We start from the raw sequence: 14,775 nt of genomic DNA on the forward strand, positions 1-14,775 counted from the left end.
TTCTCTTTATTTTTAATGGAAATAAAGTCCCGCAATTACTTGCGGGACCTTAATCAAACAACTAACCAATCATGAAAAACTATTAAAATTTACTTTTATCTTTAATTTTTACGTTCTCTCCCTTTAGGTTTTGGAGCTTTCTCAAATTCTTTTTTTGTAATAAAGCCATCTTCGTTTGTATCTACTTTGCTAAAGTCATTTTTTAAAGGGCCTTTTAATTCTGACTTTGAAAGTTTACCATCGTCATTTTTGTCCATTTGTTTTAATAGCGCTGCATATGTTGGCGGCTCTTTTTGTTCGTTGTTTTGGTGTGGCTGAGCGTTTGAAACTCCCGCAACTGCCATGCAGCATACTACTGCAAATGCTACCGATTTTAAATTCATACATTTCATAATTTTTGTTTTTATGTTACACTAATAAGACGACAAAGGTTGTACTAAGTTTTATTCGTACGTTGAGTTTTCAGTAGAAGGCTTCCTCTTTTCAGTGAATCATTAAAATCGTTCAGCGAATTGTGATTTTTCAGTAGGCAAAATCAAGGTTTTCGACTTAGGAAGATAAAAATTAGTGCTTTATTTGTGTTATGAAAATAAGAGTTCACATAGTCGCTCAACTAGTATTATGGGCTTTAGTATGGGTTGTTATAGGGCTAAACCAAAGGGATATTACAAAATTTCTACCGGCAAATAGTTTTGCTTTTGGGTTTCAGGTTCTAATGGTATTAATGGCTTCCTATTTTGTAGCGCCACGGTTTTTATTCCAAAAAAAGTATGTTTCATTTATACTTATTTCAGTAGCATCACTAGTAGTAAGTGCTTTTCTTTCTTCTGAAGCTATGATAAGTCCACATACTCCAGGACCTAATGTTATTGAAGCACACCGCCCTCCATCTCCTATTGTGATTCATTTATTGCTTATTTCGGTAAGTTATATTTTAAGCATTTTGGCAGAAACATTTCTCTTTGCACAGAAGAAAGAAGAAGCCATGGCAAAACAAACCGTAGCCCTTGTAGAAAGTGAGCTTAAGTTTTTAAAAATGCAGATCAATCCACATTTTCTCTTTAATTCTTTAAATAATATTTATGCGCTTTCCATTTCAAATTCAGAAAAAACACCAGAGAGTATTCATTCCCTTTCTGAAATGTTACGCTATGTAATTTATGAGTGTGAAAAACCTAAAGTACCTATTGAAAGAGAGCTGAAATATATCGAAAATTATATCGAATTATTTAAGTTGAGAAGTAGCCAATCCTTCAATATTAATTTTACTAATAATTTGGAAAATACCACAACCCTAGTGGCTCCAATGCTTTTTATTATTTTTATTGAAAATGCCTTTAAGCATAGTGGCATTGAAAAAAGAGGAGATTCTTTTGTACATATTACGTTAGAATCTGCCAGCGATACCTTAATTTTAAGTGTTGAAAACAGCCTGCCTAAAGAGAAAATTAATAAAGATGAAAATAGCGGAATTGGACTAACTAACGCTAAAAAGCGTTTGGAAATATCGTATCCAGATAGGCACGAGTTACTAATTGAAGATGATTCCACCTATAAAGTAATTTTAAAATTGTACGCAGATGCATAAATTAAAATGTATAGTAGTAGATGATGAAGAATTGGCCAGAGGACTCATTAAAACCTACATCGATACACTAGAATATTTAGAATGTGTAGCAACTTTTGAGAGTCCATTAGAAGCGCTCACGGTATTAAAATCTTCTAAAATAGATCTATTATTTTTAGACATTCAAATGCCCGATATTAAGGGTACCGAATTTGCCGAACTAATAGATACAACAGAAACCCGTATCATATTTACCACAGCCTATTCAGAATATGCTTTGAAAGGTTTTGAGCTGAATGCGTTGGATTATCTGGTAAAACCAATCACATTTAAAAGGTTTTTGAGCGCAGTAGAAAAATTTCCAAAGAGTGAGATTGCGACAGATAATTACCTTGTCATAAAATCTGGTTACGATTTGCACAAAGTTTTACTGGTTGACATACTATATATTGAAAGTGATAGTGAATACGTTAATTATTACTTTGAGAATGGTAAGAAAATAATGGCCAATCAGTCTTTGAGTAAATTAGTAGCCAGCTTACCAGATTATTTTTTGAGAGTTCATAGATCCTATATTGTAAACAAACACAAGGTTACGGGGTTAAAAGGGAGAGATTTATTGCTATCAGAAAAGCAAATACCTGTGAGTGATAGTTATTATGATATAGTAAAAAAAGAATTGTTTACATCTTGACAAACCCGTCTAAGCCTTTAGCATCTAAATACTTTTACATCAAAATTGGCATAAAACAACTGCTGAATATTTACTTTACAGTTTATTATAATTGGTTAAAATGATTCTGGAAAAATTCTAAAAATTAAAATATTTTCATTGGCGAATGAAGTTCAATATATATATCAGTGCTATTCACTATTCCTAGTGATCTTGGTACGTCGAGATGACAGGATTTATAGAATCCTAATAAACCCGCAATGCAAATCGAAAATGAACGCTCAATGCGTTCTTATTTTTTAGTTCCATACGCTTACAAAAGTTGCTCTTTAAAGGATTTGTAGAATCCTAATAAACCCGCAATGCAAATCGAAAATGAACGCTCAACGCGTTCTCATTTTTTAGTTCCATACGCTTACAAAAGTTGCTCTTTAAAGGATTTGCAGAATCCTAATAAACCCGCAATGCAAATCGAAAATGAACGCTCAACGCGTTCTCATTTTTTAGTTCCATACGCTTACAAAAGTTGCTCTTTAAAGGATTTGCAGAATCCTAATAAACCCGCAATGCAAATCGAAAATGAACGCTCAACGCGTTCTCATTTTTTAGTTCCATACGCTTACAAAAGTTACTCTTTTGACACTTCTGGAACTAAAAAATGAACCAGTTACACTGGTTCATTTTCGGTTAAGTCGGGATGACAGAACTAACCGTCAATCCATATCTAATTAAATTTCAAATAGTTATGATGTATTTTTCAAAACAGGTAACCGAATAGGTAACTTTCTAATTGATTTTACTTCCTCTATAAAAATAATAAAAAAAATTTAACTCAAAGGCTTTTAAATGAATATAAATTATATGATTTTGGATAAATCAGTGATGCACTCAAGGTTGTAATTACAAAAATGATTAATTATATTTAGTTTTCTTGAGTATCATTGTTTAGCTTTTCTTTGAAATACTTCTTTTCCAAAATCAAAGGTTTCTTTTTCGGTTCAGCTACTTCAAATAGTGATTGTAACATTGCTAAAGTCGGTTTGGTTTGGGTTTTTTCAATATCTTTTATAATTGCAATAAGCGCATTGATTCTTTTTTTGAAGAGATTTTCGGTTGCCTTTAAGTTTGGTTTCAAATCATCTTCTGGGGAGAGTCCATTTTTCTCAAAAAAATCCAACATCAGTAGCAACGTCATAGATTGCGATTTTGAGATCGACCTACAATATTTTTTAAATTTCTTCGCCACGGAGCTTTTAATTCCCAGGCTTTGAAATCGCTCTTTTTCATATCCTTTATCCATTTTTTCTGAAAAAAATTGTTGATTTTGTTGGGCTGGCGAAGTTTTTTCGTAAAAAATAAAATTAAAGCTCCTAATCGAATCATTTTAGAATACTGATTTTCAGTGTTTTAAAAATATGTAACATCGCATCGCGTGTTACCCTCTTGCTATTCGATTCCTTCATTTCATTTCAGGATCTTTATACTTTTCAACGAATGCTGAAAAGCCATTTCGGCACTTTCAATACCATTAATTTTTAGTAATAAAGTAAAGTTAGTTATTTTCAAACAGCTGACAATCATATAAATAAACTAATTTTTATATCCATTTTAGTTGGTTTTATGTGATGCAATTTGACATACTTTCCCTTTTAAAATCACATACTTATTATATCTTGAGCGTTTTCCTTTTCTTTTGATATTGAATTCTATGTGTTGCAAAAATTACCAAGTTTAATTGTAGCAAAATGATACAGATTAGCGTTCATTTCAATTTCATTCACTTACTTCCCATAGCGCTCTCGCCGTTACCTTTTCGGTAACAGGAACTAAAATTATGAACGAGTAAGAACTTATAAAAGAGAGCGGGCGAACGGTTATGCAGTTCGTCTCGGGAAGAATTTTAAACTTTGTGAAATAAAAGGTTGGGGTGATCTTTTTGCTGAGCGAACGCTATTGCAAAGTTGTCTATTCTATTAATAGTACTAGGTATCAAATAGTTACTGAAGTGCCTACAATCTAAGTATTAACTTTGTGATTGTGTTCAATATCTTTTTGAGTGAATCTCTTTTCCCGTAATGTAGCTTTTCGCGGAATGTAGGGGAATGGGCTAAACCTAATAAGATTCATTCCTTGTTAGTAAAACAAGAGTTAGAGTAAAATTCAAAAAAAGTTTAGGAAAACTGTAATTATTAACAGATTTTTTTAACATATTTAGTGGTTACTCTATCTAACCTCTAAAATATGATTCAGTTATTCCGTAAGATCAGACAGAAACATCTTATCAAAAATAAAGTTGGCAAATACATCCTGTATACGATAGGCGAAATCTTGTTGGTGGTCATCGGTATTCTGATTGCGGTGGCCATCAACAATAGGAATGAGCAGAAAAAACTTGATACTCAGTTAGAAACCTATCGGACAAGTCTTACCGAAGAATTAAGGCAAAACGTTACTAATCTTAATAGCTTAAAAGAGGTGCTTTCGCGAAAGCGAAAATCGATATTTAATTATGTGGACTATTACAATACGGAAAATCCCGAAACCACCATATTACTTCAAAAAATAGATAGCATCAATTGGTCTAAAAGTGCTTTCTACACCAGTACCTATACTATCGAGGATTTAATCACTACTGGAAATCTTTCCCTTTTTCCTAAGCAGGAAAAACAGGCTATTTTGAAATTAAAGAACCTTCAAGAGCGGTATTTTACTTATGAGACACAGACCATAGAAAATATTGCCCTGTACGATTTGGAACTGAAAAAGAACACCGACCTGTTATTTTTTAACGGCTACTCAAATAAACAGCATCCAACTGTTCTTAATTGGAAGGATAACCTCAATTCCAATCAGTTTAGGATATTGAACAACACCTTTGCAGAGAGTTTAAAGCTCTACGATTTCCAAGAAGATTTATACACACGATTGATTGAAGAAACCCAATTCTTACTTGAACTGATAAAACAAAACTAAAACCAAAAGACCTATTGAGCAAAGAGCAATTAGAAATAGAATTTTCCAAGCGAATTAAGGAATCACAGGGCATTATCCATAAAGTAAGCAGGATGTACTGCGATAACGAAGAACACCGCAAAGACCTGTTTCAAGAAATATTGATACAGCTTTGGAAATCCTATCAATCGTTTCGAGGCGATTCCAAATTTTCCACTTGGATGTACCGTGTAGCTATAAATGTGGCCATTCAGGATTTACGAAAGACCAAAAAGAAGCGACTGCTCTTTTTTCAGACCAATCAGTTCAGGGACACTTCCGAGGAAAAGAAATCTGAAGTTGAAAGTGAAAAACTTAAGCTAATGCATTCTGCCATTGCCAAACTGAATAAAGTGGAAAAAGCCATTGTAATGTTGCACTTGGATGAAAAATCGAATGATGAAATTGCAGAAATCGTCGGGATTACCCAAAACTACGTGCGTGTAAAAATGAACAGAATAAAAACAAAATTGTCAAAAACCGTAAAAAAGAACTAAGATGGAACTATTAGAATTAAAATCAGTTTGGAATGCGGTGGTTGATGAAACCATCTCGAAGGATAATGTTGATGAGTTTGTGGTAGAGAAATCCATCAAGAAGGATTCAAAGTCAGTATTGGCCAAAATAAGAAGAGTGATGTATTTTAAATTTTCGCTGGGTGGTCTTTCCTTGCTCGTTAGTTTCGTGATGCTCATAGGGTCTTTCATTAACCCAGAACAATTCACTTTTTATGAAGCCATATTCGATTTAACGGACAATCGAATTTTTTTGGCTACCATTATTGTCTTTATGTCTGCAATGCTCTCTTGGAACTTTAAGGCCTTTCGGGAAATCAAGCGTTTTGAAACGAAGGCAACAACCATCAAAGAATCTCTAAAAAAATTCATTCATATAATGGGAAGGACAATAAAGCTCAATGTCTATTCCGGTGTTACGTTCAATTCCATCGCCTTTGGTTGGATTGCCTATCTCTTGAACAACAAGAAAGGTTTTATTGAAGGGACTTTTGAAGTAACGCTCTTAGTCTTATTCGTCATTATTATTAGTGCTGTTGTTTTCTACTTCTTATCCCGCTATGAACAAAAGGTCAAATTTGGTAATTATTTGAACCAATTGAAATCCAATCTGGAAGACCTTAATGAAAAATAATCCTGTAAAAGTGTAATTCTTGCTTCCTTTTGTTAACGTACTAGATAAATAACGAAAATGTCTATTATGATTAAAAAGATTTTGAAGATAGCAGGGGTACTCATAATGCTCTTGGCTTTCCCATTAATTCCAGACCATTTTCCTTGGCACTATCAAGTAATACTTTTCAATATTGGGCTGGGACTCTTCTTATCAACCAAGTGGAAGCAACTAAAGAACGAATTGGGTATAACCAGTAAATAACACACATTAGAAATGAATACATCAGTAAAATTTAAAGATTATAGCATCATCCAAAAAATAGGTTACATCCTGATAATTATTGCAGGCGCAATGACCTTGGCCAAGATATTCAATGTTTTGAAGGCAAACCATTTTGTCGAAGAAGACCTACCGAACTATATATTTCTGGTAGGCGGTTTTCTGGTATTGTTACCTTTTATCACTAAACGGTTTAAAGGAAAGAACACATCCAACAAAGCAACCGTTGTTCTTTTAATGCTCTGTACGAGTCTTGGTGCCTTAGCACAGGACTATTCCAAACAGATTAATGCTTTTGAACAAAGTTTTTCTGAAAAATCCGTAACCCCTTTGAAGGAATATGTCAGTGCAGAACTGAAATTTGACCCAATTCCTGTGGCAAATACACCTGCAATTCTTACTAATATAGTCAGCAACCTTCCAAAGTTGAACTCAATGACAATTTTAGAAAGTTCAGAAGGCAAGGCAAAAGTAAAGTACGATTTTGTAGGATTGGGTGTTCGAGAATCCCATGTATATTTTGATACCGAAGGCAAGTTTACACGTATCGAGCTGATTGAAGACCTAATTAAGCAGGAAATGGAAGCACAGAAAAAAATGAAGGAAAGTGTGCAACTACCAAGCCCTGGAACATTGGGTGAAAAATATCAACCTGAAAAAGTTGAATTCAAGGCAGCAGATGGTCTTTCTATAAATGGCAATCTCTATAATATTGAAAAGGACAAACCCGTTATATTGTTATGCCATCAAGCTGGTTATAACCGTATTGAGTATACAGATATAGCACCAAAGCTCAACGAAATGGGCTATAACTGTTTGGCAGTCGATTTACGCTCAGGCGGAAACTTTGCAGGAAAACAGAACCTTACAGCGGAACGTGCTAATAAAGAAGGTTTGAAGAACCAAATGGTAGATGCACAGCAGGATATTAAGGCTGCTATTGACTTTCTAGCCAAAAAGTACAACCAAAAGGTAATTGTTTGGGGAAGCTCGTATTCCTCAAGTCTTGCATTGCTTGAAGGTGTAACAAATGATAAAGTAAAAGCTATCATTGCCTTTAGTCCAGGTGATTATTTTGGCGATGACGCACCTTCGTTGAGTACAGCTTTCGCGAAAGCGGATATACCATTCTTGGTAACGTCATCTAAAGAAGAATCTAAAGCATTGACTACGCTTATCGGAAATGTGAAGTTAAGCGAAAGGCAATTGCAGTTCATTCCCGAATCCGAAGGATTTCACGGTTCAAGGGCATTGTGGACAGGACAAAAGGATGCTGAGGAATATTGGAATGCAGTTATTTCATTTCTTGAGGCAATCAACTAAAAACCTTTTGATTTTATGTATTTTAACTTTCAAATTCAATCGTATCAAATATGAGCTATACCCCTTCTGATGGTTTTCCATATTACTTTAGCCTTATAGGAAATGTAAGTTGTCAAAAACTCTTTTCTTCTGCATCCATATTTGAATTCTTGGAATCAATTGATGAAGAAAAAGCAAATCATCGATATGCAAGCGATAAATGGAATATCAAACAGATAGTAGGGCATATGACCGACCACGAGAGGATAAAGATGTCTCGTGCACATCTTCTCAGCAGAAATGAAACGTTACGGTTATGGGGTTATGACCAAAATTCTTTAGTCGAAAAAAGTCGTTTTGATGAGTTGACCTTTAAGCATTTGGTTCTTGACTTTGAAAATGTAAGGAAAGCGAGTATTAGTTTCATAGACGGGTTGTCAAAGAATCAACTAAAAATAAAAGGAATGGCGAATGAATATGAAATAACCTTAGAGGATTTTCTTAAATCAATTATCGGGCACGAGATACATCATATAAATATTATCAAAGAGAAATACATTTAGAAAATGAAAACAATATCTTGGATATCAATAAAAGAAAAAATAAAAAAACGTAAAGGATGGATTGCTGTAGGTAATACATTTATTATAACTGGTTTTTTGAGCTTCAGCAACCATCCTGATTGGGGTGTTTGGTGTTCTGTTATCGGTTTGGTAATTACTGGCGTTAGCCTATTAAAAAAGTAAGATTATGAAAAACCACATAATTAAATTCTCAGTATTGGTATCTGTACTGTTTTTAGGTGCTTGCAAAACTGAGAAAACGAACGCAAAAGAAAGTGATTTGTCAACTGAAGAAAGTCTTTATCTTGGTCAAAAACCTCCTGGTTTAATGCCAGAACCTTTCGCCCCTGGTTTAGTTACGACAGGTGGTTGGGAATATAATGGTAGTTTCACTCCTGACTTAAAAGAATTTTATTTCCTTAGAAAAGCTGAAGAAAAAGATGGGAAAAGTAAAACGGAATTAGTGGTTGTACAAAACAACAATGACCAATGGCAAAAATCCGTAGTCTCTCCAAGAGTGGGAACACCTTTTATCTCTCCCGATGGAAAAATAATGTATTTGAGTAAAAAGTATAGGGAACGTACCAATAAAGGCGGTTGGTCTGAATTGAAAAACCTCGATGCTCCTTTTGACAGCTTACCAACTATGCGTCTTACAGTTTCTTCTAAAGGCACCTATTTTTTTGATGAATTCAAACGAGACTTTACTGGCGATATTCGTTATTCACGAATTGTAGATGGTAAATATGAAGAACCCAAACTACTCAATAAAAAGATTAATACTGGGAAAAATTTTCACCCCTTTATCGCTCCAGATGAATCTTATTTAATATTTGATAGCAAAAGAGAAGGCGGATATGGTGATTCAGGCATTTACATTATTTTTCGTAGGCAAGACGGTTCTTGGGGTAATCCCATTAATTTAGGTGATAAAATAAACACAAAAGCTTGGGAAGCTTGTGCCAGCATTACACCAGATGGAAAGTACCTTTTCTTCAATAGAAATATGGGGTCAAAAAATTATGAGAATGTAGACATTTTTTGGGTAAGTACAGAGGTTCTGGAAAATCTAAGACCAGAATAAAAAAAAGACAACTACTGCAAAGGAATGGACTAACAACAGTTTAGATTAGAAAAGCAGATTCAAACATAAGACATACTGAACAATGAAAAACCACATAATTAAATTCTCAATACTAGTATCTATACTGTTTTTAGGTGCTTGTAAAACTGAGAAATCTGATACAAAAGAGAATGATTCTTCAATAGAAGAAAGCTTTTATCTTGCTCAAAAACCACCTCGTTCAATACCAGAAGTTTTCGCTCCTGGTGTAGTGTCAATTAACGGAAGGTTTGAAAGCACTATTTCATTTTCTCCCGATTTAAAAGAACTATATTTTGATGCTAAATATGAAGGCGAAGCGTCTCAAATCTATGTTTCTAAACTTGTCAATGGTGCTTGGACCTCAATTAAAAAAGCAAGTTTTACTAAAGGAAATAAAAAGGAAGAAATGCACCCATTCGTGAGTCCTGATGGTAAACGAGTTTATTTTACCGCATTTGACTCTATTTTTTCAGATGAGCGGGTATGGTATGTTAACCGTTTAAAGAATTCATGGGGTGATGCTATTAAACTAAATTCCTCAGCAAATGATGATAAAGTTTTTTTTGCAAATCATGCAAGGAATGGCGGACTCTATTATTTCAATTTGTCAAAATTTAAAACCTATTACGCTCATAACAAAAATGGTAAATTTACAGAACCACAAGAAGTTGAAATTGATATGGGGCATCATGCTTTTATCTCGCCTAACGATGATTATTTATTGGTGACTGCTAGGAATAATGAAGTAGAAAACAGAAAAGACAATGATATTTATGTCTATTTCAAGAATCAAGATGGAACATGGTCGAAACCTATGAATCTTGGAACTACAATAAATAGCAATTTCTCTGAAAAAACACCAAGTATCAGTCCTGATGGTAAGTATTTATTTTTTGGAAGGGACGAAAGAGATATAGAGCCTGGGTTGGCTAATATTTATTGGGTGAGCACAGAGGTTATAGAAAGACTAAGACCAGAACAACAAAAAAACTAATTGACATGAAAAACAACCTTTCACACTTCGCCATTAATATTGACGACATTGACCGGGCCAAGTCATTCTATTCCAATTTATTTGGATGGGACTATAACAGTTATGGGCAAGACGATTTCCTTCAAATAAAAGACAGTTCTGATGATGACAGCAAGTTGATTGGTGCTTTACAATCAAGAAAATATAGTCCTATAGACGAAAAGATTATTGGTTTTGAATGTTCCGTTGCTGTTGAGGATATTGATGCTATCATATCCAAAATAGAAGCCAATAATGGAAAGATAGTGATGCCAAAAACCGAAATTCCCTATGTGGGCTGGCTGGTCAAGTTTTTAGATACCGAAGGTAATATCGTTTGTGCAGTTCAGTATCATAATCAATCCTAATAACAAATGTCAGAAACTAGAGAAGTACATCCGGATTTTTTGAAATACTTAAAACACAAAGAGCAAGGGTTAATAGACCTTTACCTAAATCTTAGGGATTATATCCTTGGCATTCATCCTAAAAGCAACGAACTTTTATACCATACTCACGCTCTTACTTCGTTATATTCCGTTTCAGAAGAAATGGGCGATGCCTTTTGTATGATTCCCATTTACACCAAACATTTAAATCTTGGTTTTAATAAAGGCACACTTTTAAAAGACCCGAAAAACTTACTTCAAGGAACTGGTAAATGGATTCGCCATATCCCTATTGAAAAAGAAGCTGATTTTAAAAATCAAGAAGTAAAGGATTTGATAGAAAAAGCGATTGCTTTGGCGACTGAAGATTCAACTTCAAAGAAATTGAACCAAGGATTGGTTATTTCAAAAATCAAGAAATGAGGTTGAGTAGTGCTGTATGAAAAAATCCAGTTTAGTTAGGTACTGGAGGAACCTTTATTTAATTTATGCCATTGCATAGATTTCATCGAATAACTTTTTATCCAACCGTTCTTGTTGGCCGAAGCTCTTCATCTGTAGTTCTTTTTAATTTCAGAAATATCCACCTTTTTATCCCATCCTTTGGGTCTTTCAAAGTCTTGATTGGATTTGAGCACTTGCGCCTTAGGATAGGTTTCTTTTATATATTTCCAAGTTACATCTTTCCAGTTGCTCTTATCCATTTCCATAAGTTTTACTTCTTTTAGCGGTCCAGAAACCGCTTTTTCGACCAATGGCCACCACAGGCTTTCTGTTTCCCTATCCCAGAGGATAAAGGCGTCCAATCCATTCCAGATTTCGGGATCAAAATAGGTGTATCCGCTTACGCCGAAGGTTAACACCTCACCACCATAATCTCGTTTGTAAATAGCGCCCAAATCTGCCAAAATGCAATAGGCCGCCATAATAGGTTCACCATTAAGGACATCGTTTACGATTTCGTGTCGGGTCAGGTCTTTGACCGAATAGGCCTTTACCTCATCTCCAGAATAGGCTACTAAGAATCGGGCATCATCAGCCCAAATTTCATCCGCTTTTTCAACCGAATTAAATTCTGGTTCCAATAAGGCTGGAAACGCCTCTCGACCCAAACCATAATGAAACTGTTCTTCTTTTAGTGAAATATCAGTAATATCAAAATGTTGCGATTCGCTCGAACCGCCGTAGAGCATTTTTTTTCCGTCTTCGCTGAAAAATTTTCCATTATTCAACGCACTTGGTCTGTTTTTCTTGACAACTTTATCTGAATGGTTCTGTGCAAACGCTAATAGTGGAAGCATCATTAGGATTACGATTATCTTTTTCATCATTTTTTATGTTATTTCATTTTGGTCGTAAGGGGCTCTACAACCTTTCTTTTACATATAGTCGATTTTTGCCAACACCGAAGATGTTGCACTTCAAAAAGAGTTCGAAAATAGTACTGCTGCAGTGTTAACAAAAAAAGGGATTTCTCCTATAAAAATGCACGAAATATTTCCTCTTGTTAAATATAAAAAAGAGCTTACAAATAAAGAGATTGATAAATTTGTTTTAGAATGTAAAGAGAAAAACATAGACCGAATTCTTTTCGCTTCACAAAAATCAACTTCGGTAGATACTATACGTACAAAATCGCTTCACAACTATATGAACTCTTTAGAACCTCTAAAATTAGACAGCAACCGTGATGACAATCTTGAATATGACACTAAAGAAATAATGACTTACATTATAGAAGCAGCCGTGTATGATATTGGCACCACAACACAGGACAAGCCCATTGCAACAACTACCCTAACGGCAAGTAATCCAAATTCTGTAGATGTTATAAAAAAACATTTCCTGAAAGCTGTAGTGAAACTTTTTGACACTAATTAATGGCTATACAAGGGCATCATCTTATCGTGAGATTGAACTTATTGTTAAATAAAGTTATAGCTAAATTTTAATTTTTGAAAGTTCTTCCAACTGCGCCAATTTGAGTTTCCACATTTTTGATACCTTTCTCAGAATGGTGTTTTTCATAAAGGCACCAACGGTTGAAAAAGTGATATATATATTTAAAACAACTTTGGTGGTGTCTTGATCTATTTTATAAAGCTTAATAAGATATGAGAATGACTTTGTAAATAGCATTTCTTTGGTTTTTTCACCATAGTTTAAACTACCAGAAGATGGTTGGCTTATGGTTTCAAATTTCAAATTACCTAAATTTAAAACACAGTTGTGTTCTGTGCCTACACGATTTATTTTATTAGCATCATATTCTATACTTTTTATCTCTTTATCCCAAAGATGCCTGTATTTAAGTTCACTTAAATATGTATAAATATCTTGTGCATTGGCATTGAATTCTTTTTCAATTGAAACGACTGGTTTTTCGATTTGTTTGTCTAAAAAAGTGTTTTCAATTTTAATTGTATCATTTACAGTCTCTAAATTCTTATAAAAAAAATTGATGCTTTTCAAATCGTGAATTTCTTTTTTTTTGTTCCAGTCTTCACCTATGTCATCCCTATATAATTCATAAATAGAATTGGTAAATAATATATACTCATTTGAAGGGATAGTGTTTTTTATTAACCTATGGATTTTTATCACTTCACTACCATAGGGTTTTACAATATGCCTAACTGTAATAAAATTTAAACCTCCAAAATGCACAAAAAACTTTAGCTTTAAATTTGTGGTTGTCATACAGGAACCGCAATTACAAATTCGCATAGAATCATAACTTTGAGTGTGTTTATGAAATGCTTCGTGCATAGTTGTCATTTGTTGTGTCAATTCTTCATAATTGGGAATATCTGTGGTATACATAAACAAGGCATCTCCTTCAACTTCAACTAATTTTAAATGTATAGTGTTATTATCGAGTAAAATTTCAAGCAATTCGGAAATAATATGGATACTATGTTCTACTTCAGTGTTATTTACAAAATCTGTAAATCCACTAATATCTGGCATAAAATAAAGCGCTTTTTCCATAATACATCATTTTTTTATTTCAACTAGGTATAAATAGATGTTTGAACTCGTCTTGAGGTTTTTATATATGGAATTAATTCCACTTTTAGTTGGTTTTAAAAAACAAACGTCTTTTTTTGTTTTACTGAAATCGAATTTTGATATATAAAAAACTTATTTTTTCCAGCTTCTGCCTGCAAAAGCAATGTCTACTTCTGGATTCGTAAGGTGATTTGAGTAGTTACTTAAAGTTTTAACCGCTATTCCGGCAATAATACCAAGCACGTGAATTTCGGTGTAACCTACTGTTAAAAAATCATCTACTTCTGCTTGAGAAACCATGCCGCGGTTTGCAGTAAGCGAGCGCGTAAGTTTTGATAATGCTGCTAATTTAGCATCGGGAATTTGTTTATTATCACGAATTGCGTTTGTGACTTCAGCAGGAACTTTGCTCATCATATCGCCCACAAAACTGTGAGCTGCCATACAGTATTCACAATTATTTTCATAGGCTACTGATAGAAAAACCACTTCTTGCTCAACAGAATTAAAGCCTGAGTTAACTCTAAACGAATTATATGTGTAGGTATAGGCATCTAATAAAGCAGGGTTATTCCCCATTTTATCATACATATTCGGAATAAAACCTAGTGCTTTTTGTGTTTTATCTAAAATTTCTTGAGAACTTGGTGAAATTGTATTGTTTTCTAATTTTAAAAGTGTCATAGTTATTTGATGATTATAAAACAATCTTGATGTAATCATCAAGATTGTTTTATATCTGTTTTTTAGA

At 33.9% G+C, this 14,775-nt stretch carries 20 protein-coding genes; 15 read left to right on the forward strand and 5 right to left on the reverse strand.

Translation table 11 applies throughout. The annotated features are described in order from the left end of the window. Positions 1–101: 101 nt before the first annotated feature. The gene (locus ACQ2HF_RS12975) at positions 102–383 is read right to left on the reverse strand and encodes an EF-hand domain-containing protein (protein WP_432410842.1); all 282 of its coding nucleotides are present in this window, start codon (positions 381–383) and stop codon (positions 102–104) included. 341 nt (positions 384–724) lie between these two features. Here ACQ2HF_RS12975 and ACQ2HF_RS12980 point away from each other — a divergent pair, with 341 nt between their 5' ends. From ACQ2HF_RS12980 to ACQ2HF_RS12990, 3 genes are all read left to right on the forward strand, one after another. Beyond that, positions 725–1,588, forward strand: a complete 864-nt coding sequence (locus tag ACQ2HF_RS12980; RefSeq protein WP_432410843.1) for a sensor histidine kinase — start codon at positions 725–727, stop codon at positions 1,586–1,588. Further along, complete coding sequence (locus ACQ2HF_RS12985) at positions 1,581–2,261, forward strand: LytR/AlgR family response regulator transcription factor (protein ID WP_432410844.1); 681 nt, start codon at positions 1,581–1,583, stop codon at positions 2,259–2,261. Before ACQ2HF_RS12980 ends, ACQ2HF_RS12985 begins: the two co-directional genes overlap by 8 nt. 341 nt (positions 2,262–2,602) lie before the next feature. Then, on the forward strand, positions 2,603–2,902 hold the full coding sequence (locus tag ACQ2HF_RS12990) for a hypothetical protein (RefSeq protein WP_432410845.1): 300 nt from the start codon (positions 2,603–2,605) through the stop codon (positions 2,900–2,902). A gap of 260 nt (positions 2,903–3,162) precedes the next feature. On the opposite strand, the gene ACQ2HF_RS12995 is transcribed toward ACQ2HF_RS12990, so the two are convergent. Then, positions 3,163–3,540 (reverse strand): BfmA/BtgA family mobilization protein, encoded by a 378-nt coding sequence (locus ACQ2HF_RS12995; RefSeq protein ID WP_432410846.1) that lies wholly within the window; start codon positions 3,538–3,540, stop codon positions 3,163–3,165. 941 nt (positions 3,541–4,481) lie between these two features. On the opposite strand from ACQ2HF_RS12995, the gene ACQ2HF_RS13000 reads away from it, so the two are divergent. From ACQ2HF_RS13000 to ACQ2HF_RS13050, 11 genes are all read left to right on the forward strand, one after another. Further along, on the forward strand, positions 4,482–5,213 hold the full coding sequence (locus ACQ2HF_RS13000; protein WP_432410847.1) for a DUF6090 family protein: 732 nt from the start codon (positions 4,482–4,484) through the stop codon (positions 5,211–5,213). A 14-nt stretch (positions 5,214–5,227) separates the two neighbouring features. Continuing rightward, positions 5,228–5,728 carry an RNA polymerase sigma factor gene (locus tag ACQ2HF_RS13005; RefSeq protein WP_432410848.1) on the forward strand — a complete coding sequence of 167 codons (501 nt, stop codon included), beginning with the start codon at positions 5,228–5,230 and terminating at the stop codon, positions 5,726–5,728. A gap of 1 nt (position 5,729) precedes the next feature. After that, positions 5,730–6,380 carry a hypothetical protein gene (locus tag ACQ2HF_RS13010; protein WP_432410849.1) on the forward strand — a complete coding sequence of 217 codons (651 nt, stop codon included), beginning with the start codon at positions 5,730–5,732 and terminating at the stop codon, positions 6,378–6,380. A 66-nt stretch (positions 6,381–6,446) separates the two neighbouring features. Then, positions 6,447–6,623 carry a hypothetical protein gene (locus ACQ2HF_RS13015; RefSeq protein WP_432410850.1) on the forward strand — a complete coding sequence of 59 codons (177 nt, stop codon included), beginning with the start codon at positions 6,447–6,449 and terminating at the stop codon, positions 6,621–6,623. Between the two features lie 12 nt (positions 6,624–6,635). Beyond that, a complete protein-coding gene (locus tag ACQ2HF_RS13020; protein ID WP_432410851.1) occupies positions 6,636–7,964 on the forward strand; it encodes an alpha/beta hydrolase in 1,329 nt (442 codons plus the stop codon). A 50-nt stretch (positions 7,965–8,014) separates the two neighbouring features. Further along, a complete protein-coding gene (locus ACQ2HF_RS13025; RefSeq protein WP_432410852.1) occupies positions 8,015–8,506 on the forward strand; it encodes a DinB family protein in 492 nt (163 codons plus the stop codon). 3 nt (positions 8,507–8,509) lie between these two features. Next, positions 8,510–8,689: a hypothetical protein gene (locus ACQ2HF_RS13030; protein ID WP_432410853.1), complete on the forward strand. Its 180-nt coding sequence runs from the start codon at positions 8,510–8,512 to the stop codon at positions 8,687–8,689. A 4-nt stretch (positions 8,690–8,693) separates the two neighbouring features. Beyond that, complete coding sequence (locus ACQ2HF_RS13035) at positions 8,694–9,590, forward strand: TolB family protein (RefSeq protein ID WP_432410854.1); 897 nt, start codon at positions 8,694–8,696, stop codon at positions 9,588–9,590. An 82-nt stretch (positions 9,591–9,672) separates the two neighbouring features. Next, positions 9,673–10,605 (forward strand): TolB family protein, encoded by a 933-nt coding sequence (locus tag ACQ2HF_RS13040; protein ID WP_432410855.1) that lies wholly within the window; start codon positions 9,673–9,675, stop codon positions 10,603–10,605. 5 nt (positions 10,606–10,610) lie between these two features. Next, a complete protein-coding gene (locus tag ACQ2HF_RS13045; RefSeq protein ID WP_432410856.1) occupies positions 10,611–10,991 on the forward strand; it encodes a VOC family protein in 381 nt (126 codons plus the stop codon). A gap of 6 nt (positions 10,992–10,997) precedes the next feature. Continuing rightward, entirely contained in the window at positions 10,998–11,435 is a 438-nt protein-coding gene (locus ACQ2HF_RS13050) for a DUF1801 domain-containing protein (RefSeq protein ID WP_432410857.1), read from the forward strand. A gap of 128 nt (positions 11,436–11,563) precedes the next feature. On the opposite strand, the gene ACQ2HF_RS13055 is transcribed toward ACQ2HF_RS13050, so the two are convergent. Beyond that, positions 11,564–12,343, reverse strand: a complete 780-nt coding sequence (locus tag ACQ2HF_RS13055) for a DUF3179 domain-containing (seleno)protein (protein WP_432410858.1) — start codon at positions 12,341–12,343, stop codon at positions 11,564–11,566. 154 nt (positions 12,344–12,497) lie between these two features. On the opposite strand from ACQ2HF_RS13055, the gene ACQ2HF_RS13060 reads away from it, so the two are divergent. After that, positions 12,498–12,893, forward strand: coding sequence for a hypothetical protein (locus ACQ2HF_RS13060; protein WP_432410859.1), 396 nt, complete (start codon positions 12,498–12,500; stop codon positions 12,891–12,893). 60 nt (positions 12,894–12,953) lie between these two features. Here the strand turns inward: ACQ2HF_RS13060 and ACQ2HF_RS13065 are convergent, their stop codons facing one another. Both ACQ2HF_RS13065 and ACQ2HF_RS13070 read right to left on the reverse strand, forming a co-directional pair. Then, a complete protein-coding gene (locus ACQ2HF_RS13065; RefSeq protein WP_432410860.1) occupies positions 12,954–14,003 on the reverse strand; it encodes a DUF2652 domain-containing protein in 1,050 nt (349 codons plus the stop codon). A gap of 153 nt (positions 14,004–14,156) precedes the next feature. Further along, complete coding sequence (locus ACQ2HF_RS13070; protein ID WP_432410861.1) at positions 14,157–14,747, reverse strand: carboxymuconolactone decarboxylase family protein; 591 nt, start codon at positions 14,745–14,747, stop codon at positions 14,157–14,159. Positions 14,748–14,775 lie beyond the last annotated feature (28 nt).

Origin of the sequence: Rasiella sp. SM2506 (genome assembly GCF_050859505.1) — a bacterium.
In the GTDB taxonomy this organism is placed as follows: domain Bacteria; phylum Bacteroidota; class Bacteroidia; order Flavobacteriales; family Flavobacteriaceae; genus Marinirhabdus.

Excerpts from the sequence above, each read along its gene's own strand:
- ACQ2HF_RS13055 (WP_432410858.1), bottom strand. The coding sequence starts at position 12,343 with ATGATGAAAAAGATAATCGTAATCCTAATGATGCTTCCACTATTAGCG.
- ACQ2HF_RS12995 (WP_432410846.1), bottom strand. The coding sequence starts at position 3,540 with ATGGATAAAGGATATGAAAAAGAGCGATTTCAAAGCCTGGGAATTAAA.
- ACQ2HF_RS13040 (WP_432410855.1), top strand. The coding sequence starts at position 9,673 with ATGAAAAACCACATAATTAAATTCTCAATACTAGTATCTATACTGTTT.
- ACQ2HF_RS13000 (WP_432410847.1), top strand. The coding sequence starts at position 4,482 with ATGATTCAGTTATTCCGTAAGATCAGACAGAAACATCTTATCAAAAAT.
- ACQ2HF_RS12975 (WP_432410842.1), bottom strand. The coding sequence starts at position 383 with ATGAATTTAAAATCGGTAGCATTTGCAGTAGTATGCTGCATGGCAGTT.
- ACQ2HF_RS12980 (WP_432410843.1), top strand. The coding sequence starts at position 725 with ATGGCTTCCTATTTTGTAGCGCCACGGTTTTTATTCCAAAAAAAGTAT.
- ACQ2HF_RS13030 (WP_432410853.1), top strand. The coding sequence starts at position 8,510 with ATGAAAACAATATCTTGGATATCAATAAAAGAAAAAATAAAAAAACGT.
- ACQ2HF_RS13025 (WP_432410852.1), top strand. The coding sequence starts at position 8,015 with ATGAGCTATACCCCTTCTGATGGTTTTCCATATTACTTTAGCCTTATA.
- ACQ2HF_RS12985 (WP_432410844.1), top strand. The coding sequence starts at position 1,581 with ATGCATAAATTAAAATGTATAGTAGTAGATGATGAAGAATTGGCCAGA.
- ACQ2HF_RS13070 (WP_432410861.1), bottom strand. The coding sequence starts at position 14,747 with ATGATTACATCAAGATTGTTTTATAATCATCAAATAACTATGACACTT.
- ACQ2HF_RS13045 (WP_432410856.1), top strand. The coding sequence starts at position 10,611 with ATGAAAAACAACCTTTCACACTTCGCCATTAATATTGACGACATTGAC.
- ACQ2HF_RS13050 (WP_432410857.1), top strand. The coding sequence starts at position 10,998 with ATGTCAGAAACTAGAGAAGTACATCCGGATTTTTTGAAATACTTAAAA.
- ACQ2HF_RS13015 (WP_432410850.1), top strand. The coding sequence starts at position 6,447 with ATGATTAAAAAGATTTTGAAGATAGCAGGGGTACTCATAATGCTCTTG.
- ACQ2HF_RS12990 (WP_432410845.1), top strand. The coding sequence starts at position 2,603 with ATGCAAATCGAAAATGAACGCTCAACGCGTTCTCATTTTTTAGTTCCA.
- ACQ2HF_RS13020 (WP_432410851.1), top strand. The coding sequence starts at position 6,636 with ATGAATACATCAGTAAAATTTAAAGATTATAGCATCATCCAAAAAATA.
- ACQ2HF_RS13010 (WP_432410849.1), top strand. The coding sequence starts at position 5,730 with ATGGAACTATTAGAATTAAAATCAGTTTGGAATGCGGTGGTTGATGAA.
- ACQ2HF_RS13065 (WP_432410860.1), bottom strand. The coding sequence starts at position 14,003 with ATGGAAAAAGCGCTTTATTTTATGCCAGATATTAGTGGATTTACAGAT.
- ACQ2HF_RS13060 (WP_432410859.1), top strand. The coding sequence starts at position 12,498 with ATGCACGAAATATTTCCTCTTGTTAAATATAAAAAAGAGCTTACAAAT.
- ACQ2HF_RS13035 (WP_432410854.1), top strand. The coding sequence starts at position 8,694 with ATGAAAAACCACATAATTAAATTCTCAGTATTGGTATCTGTACTGTTT.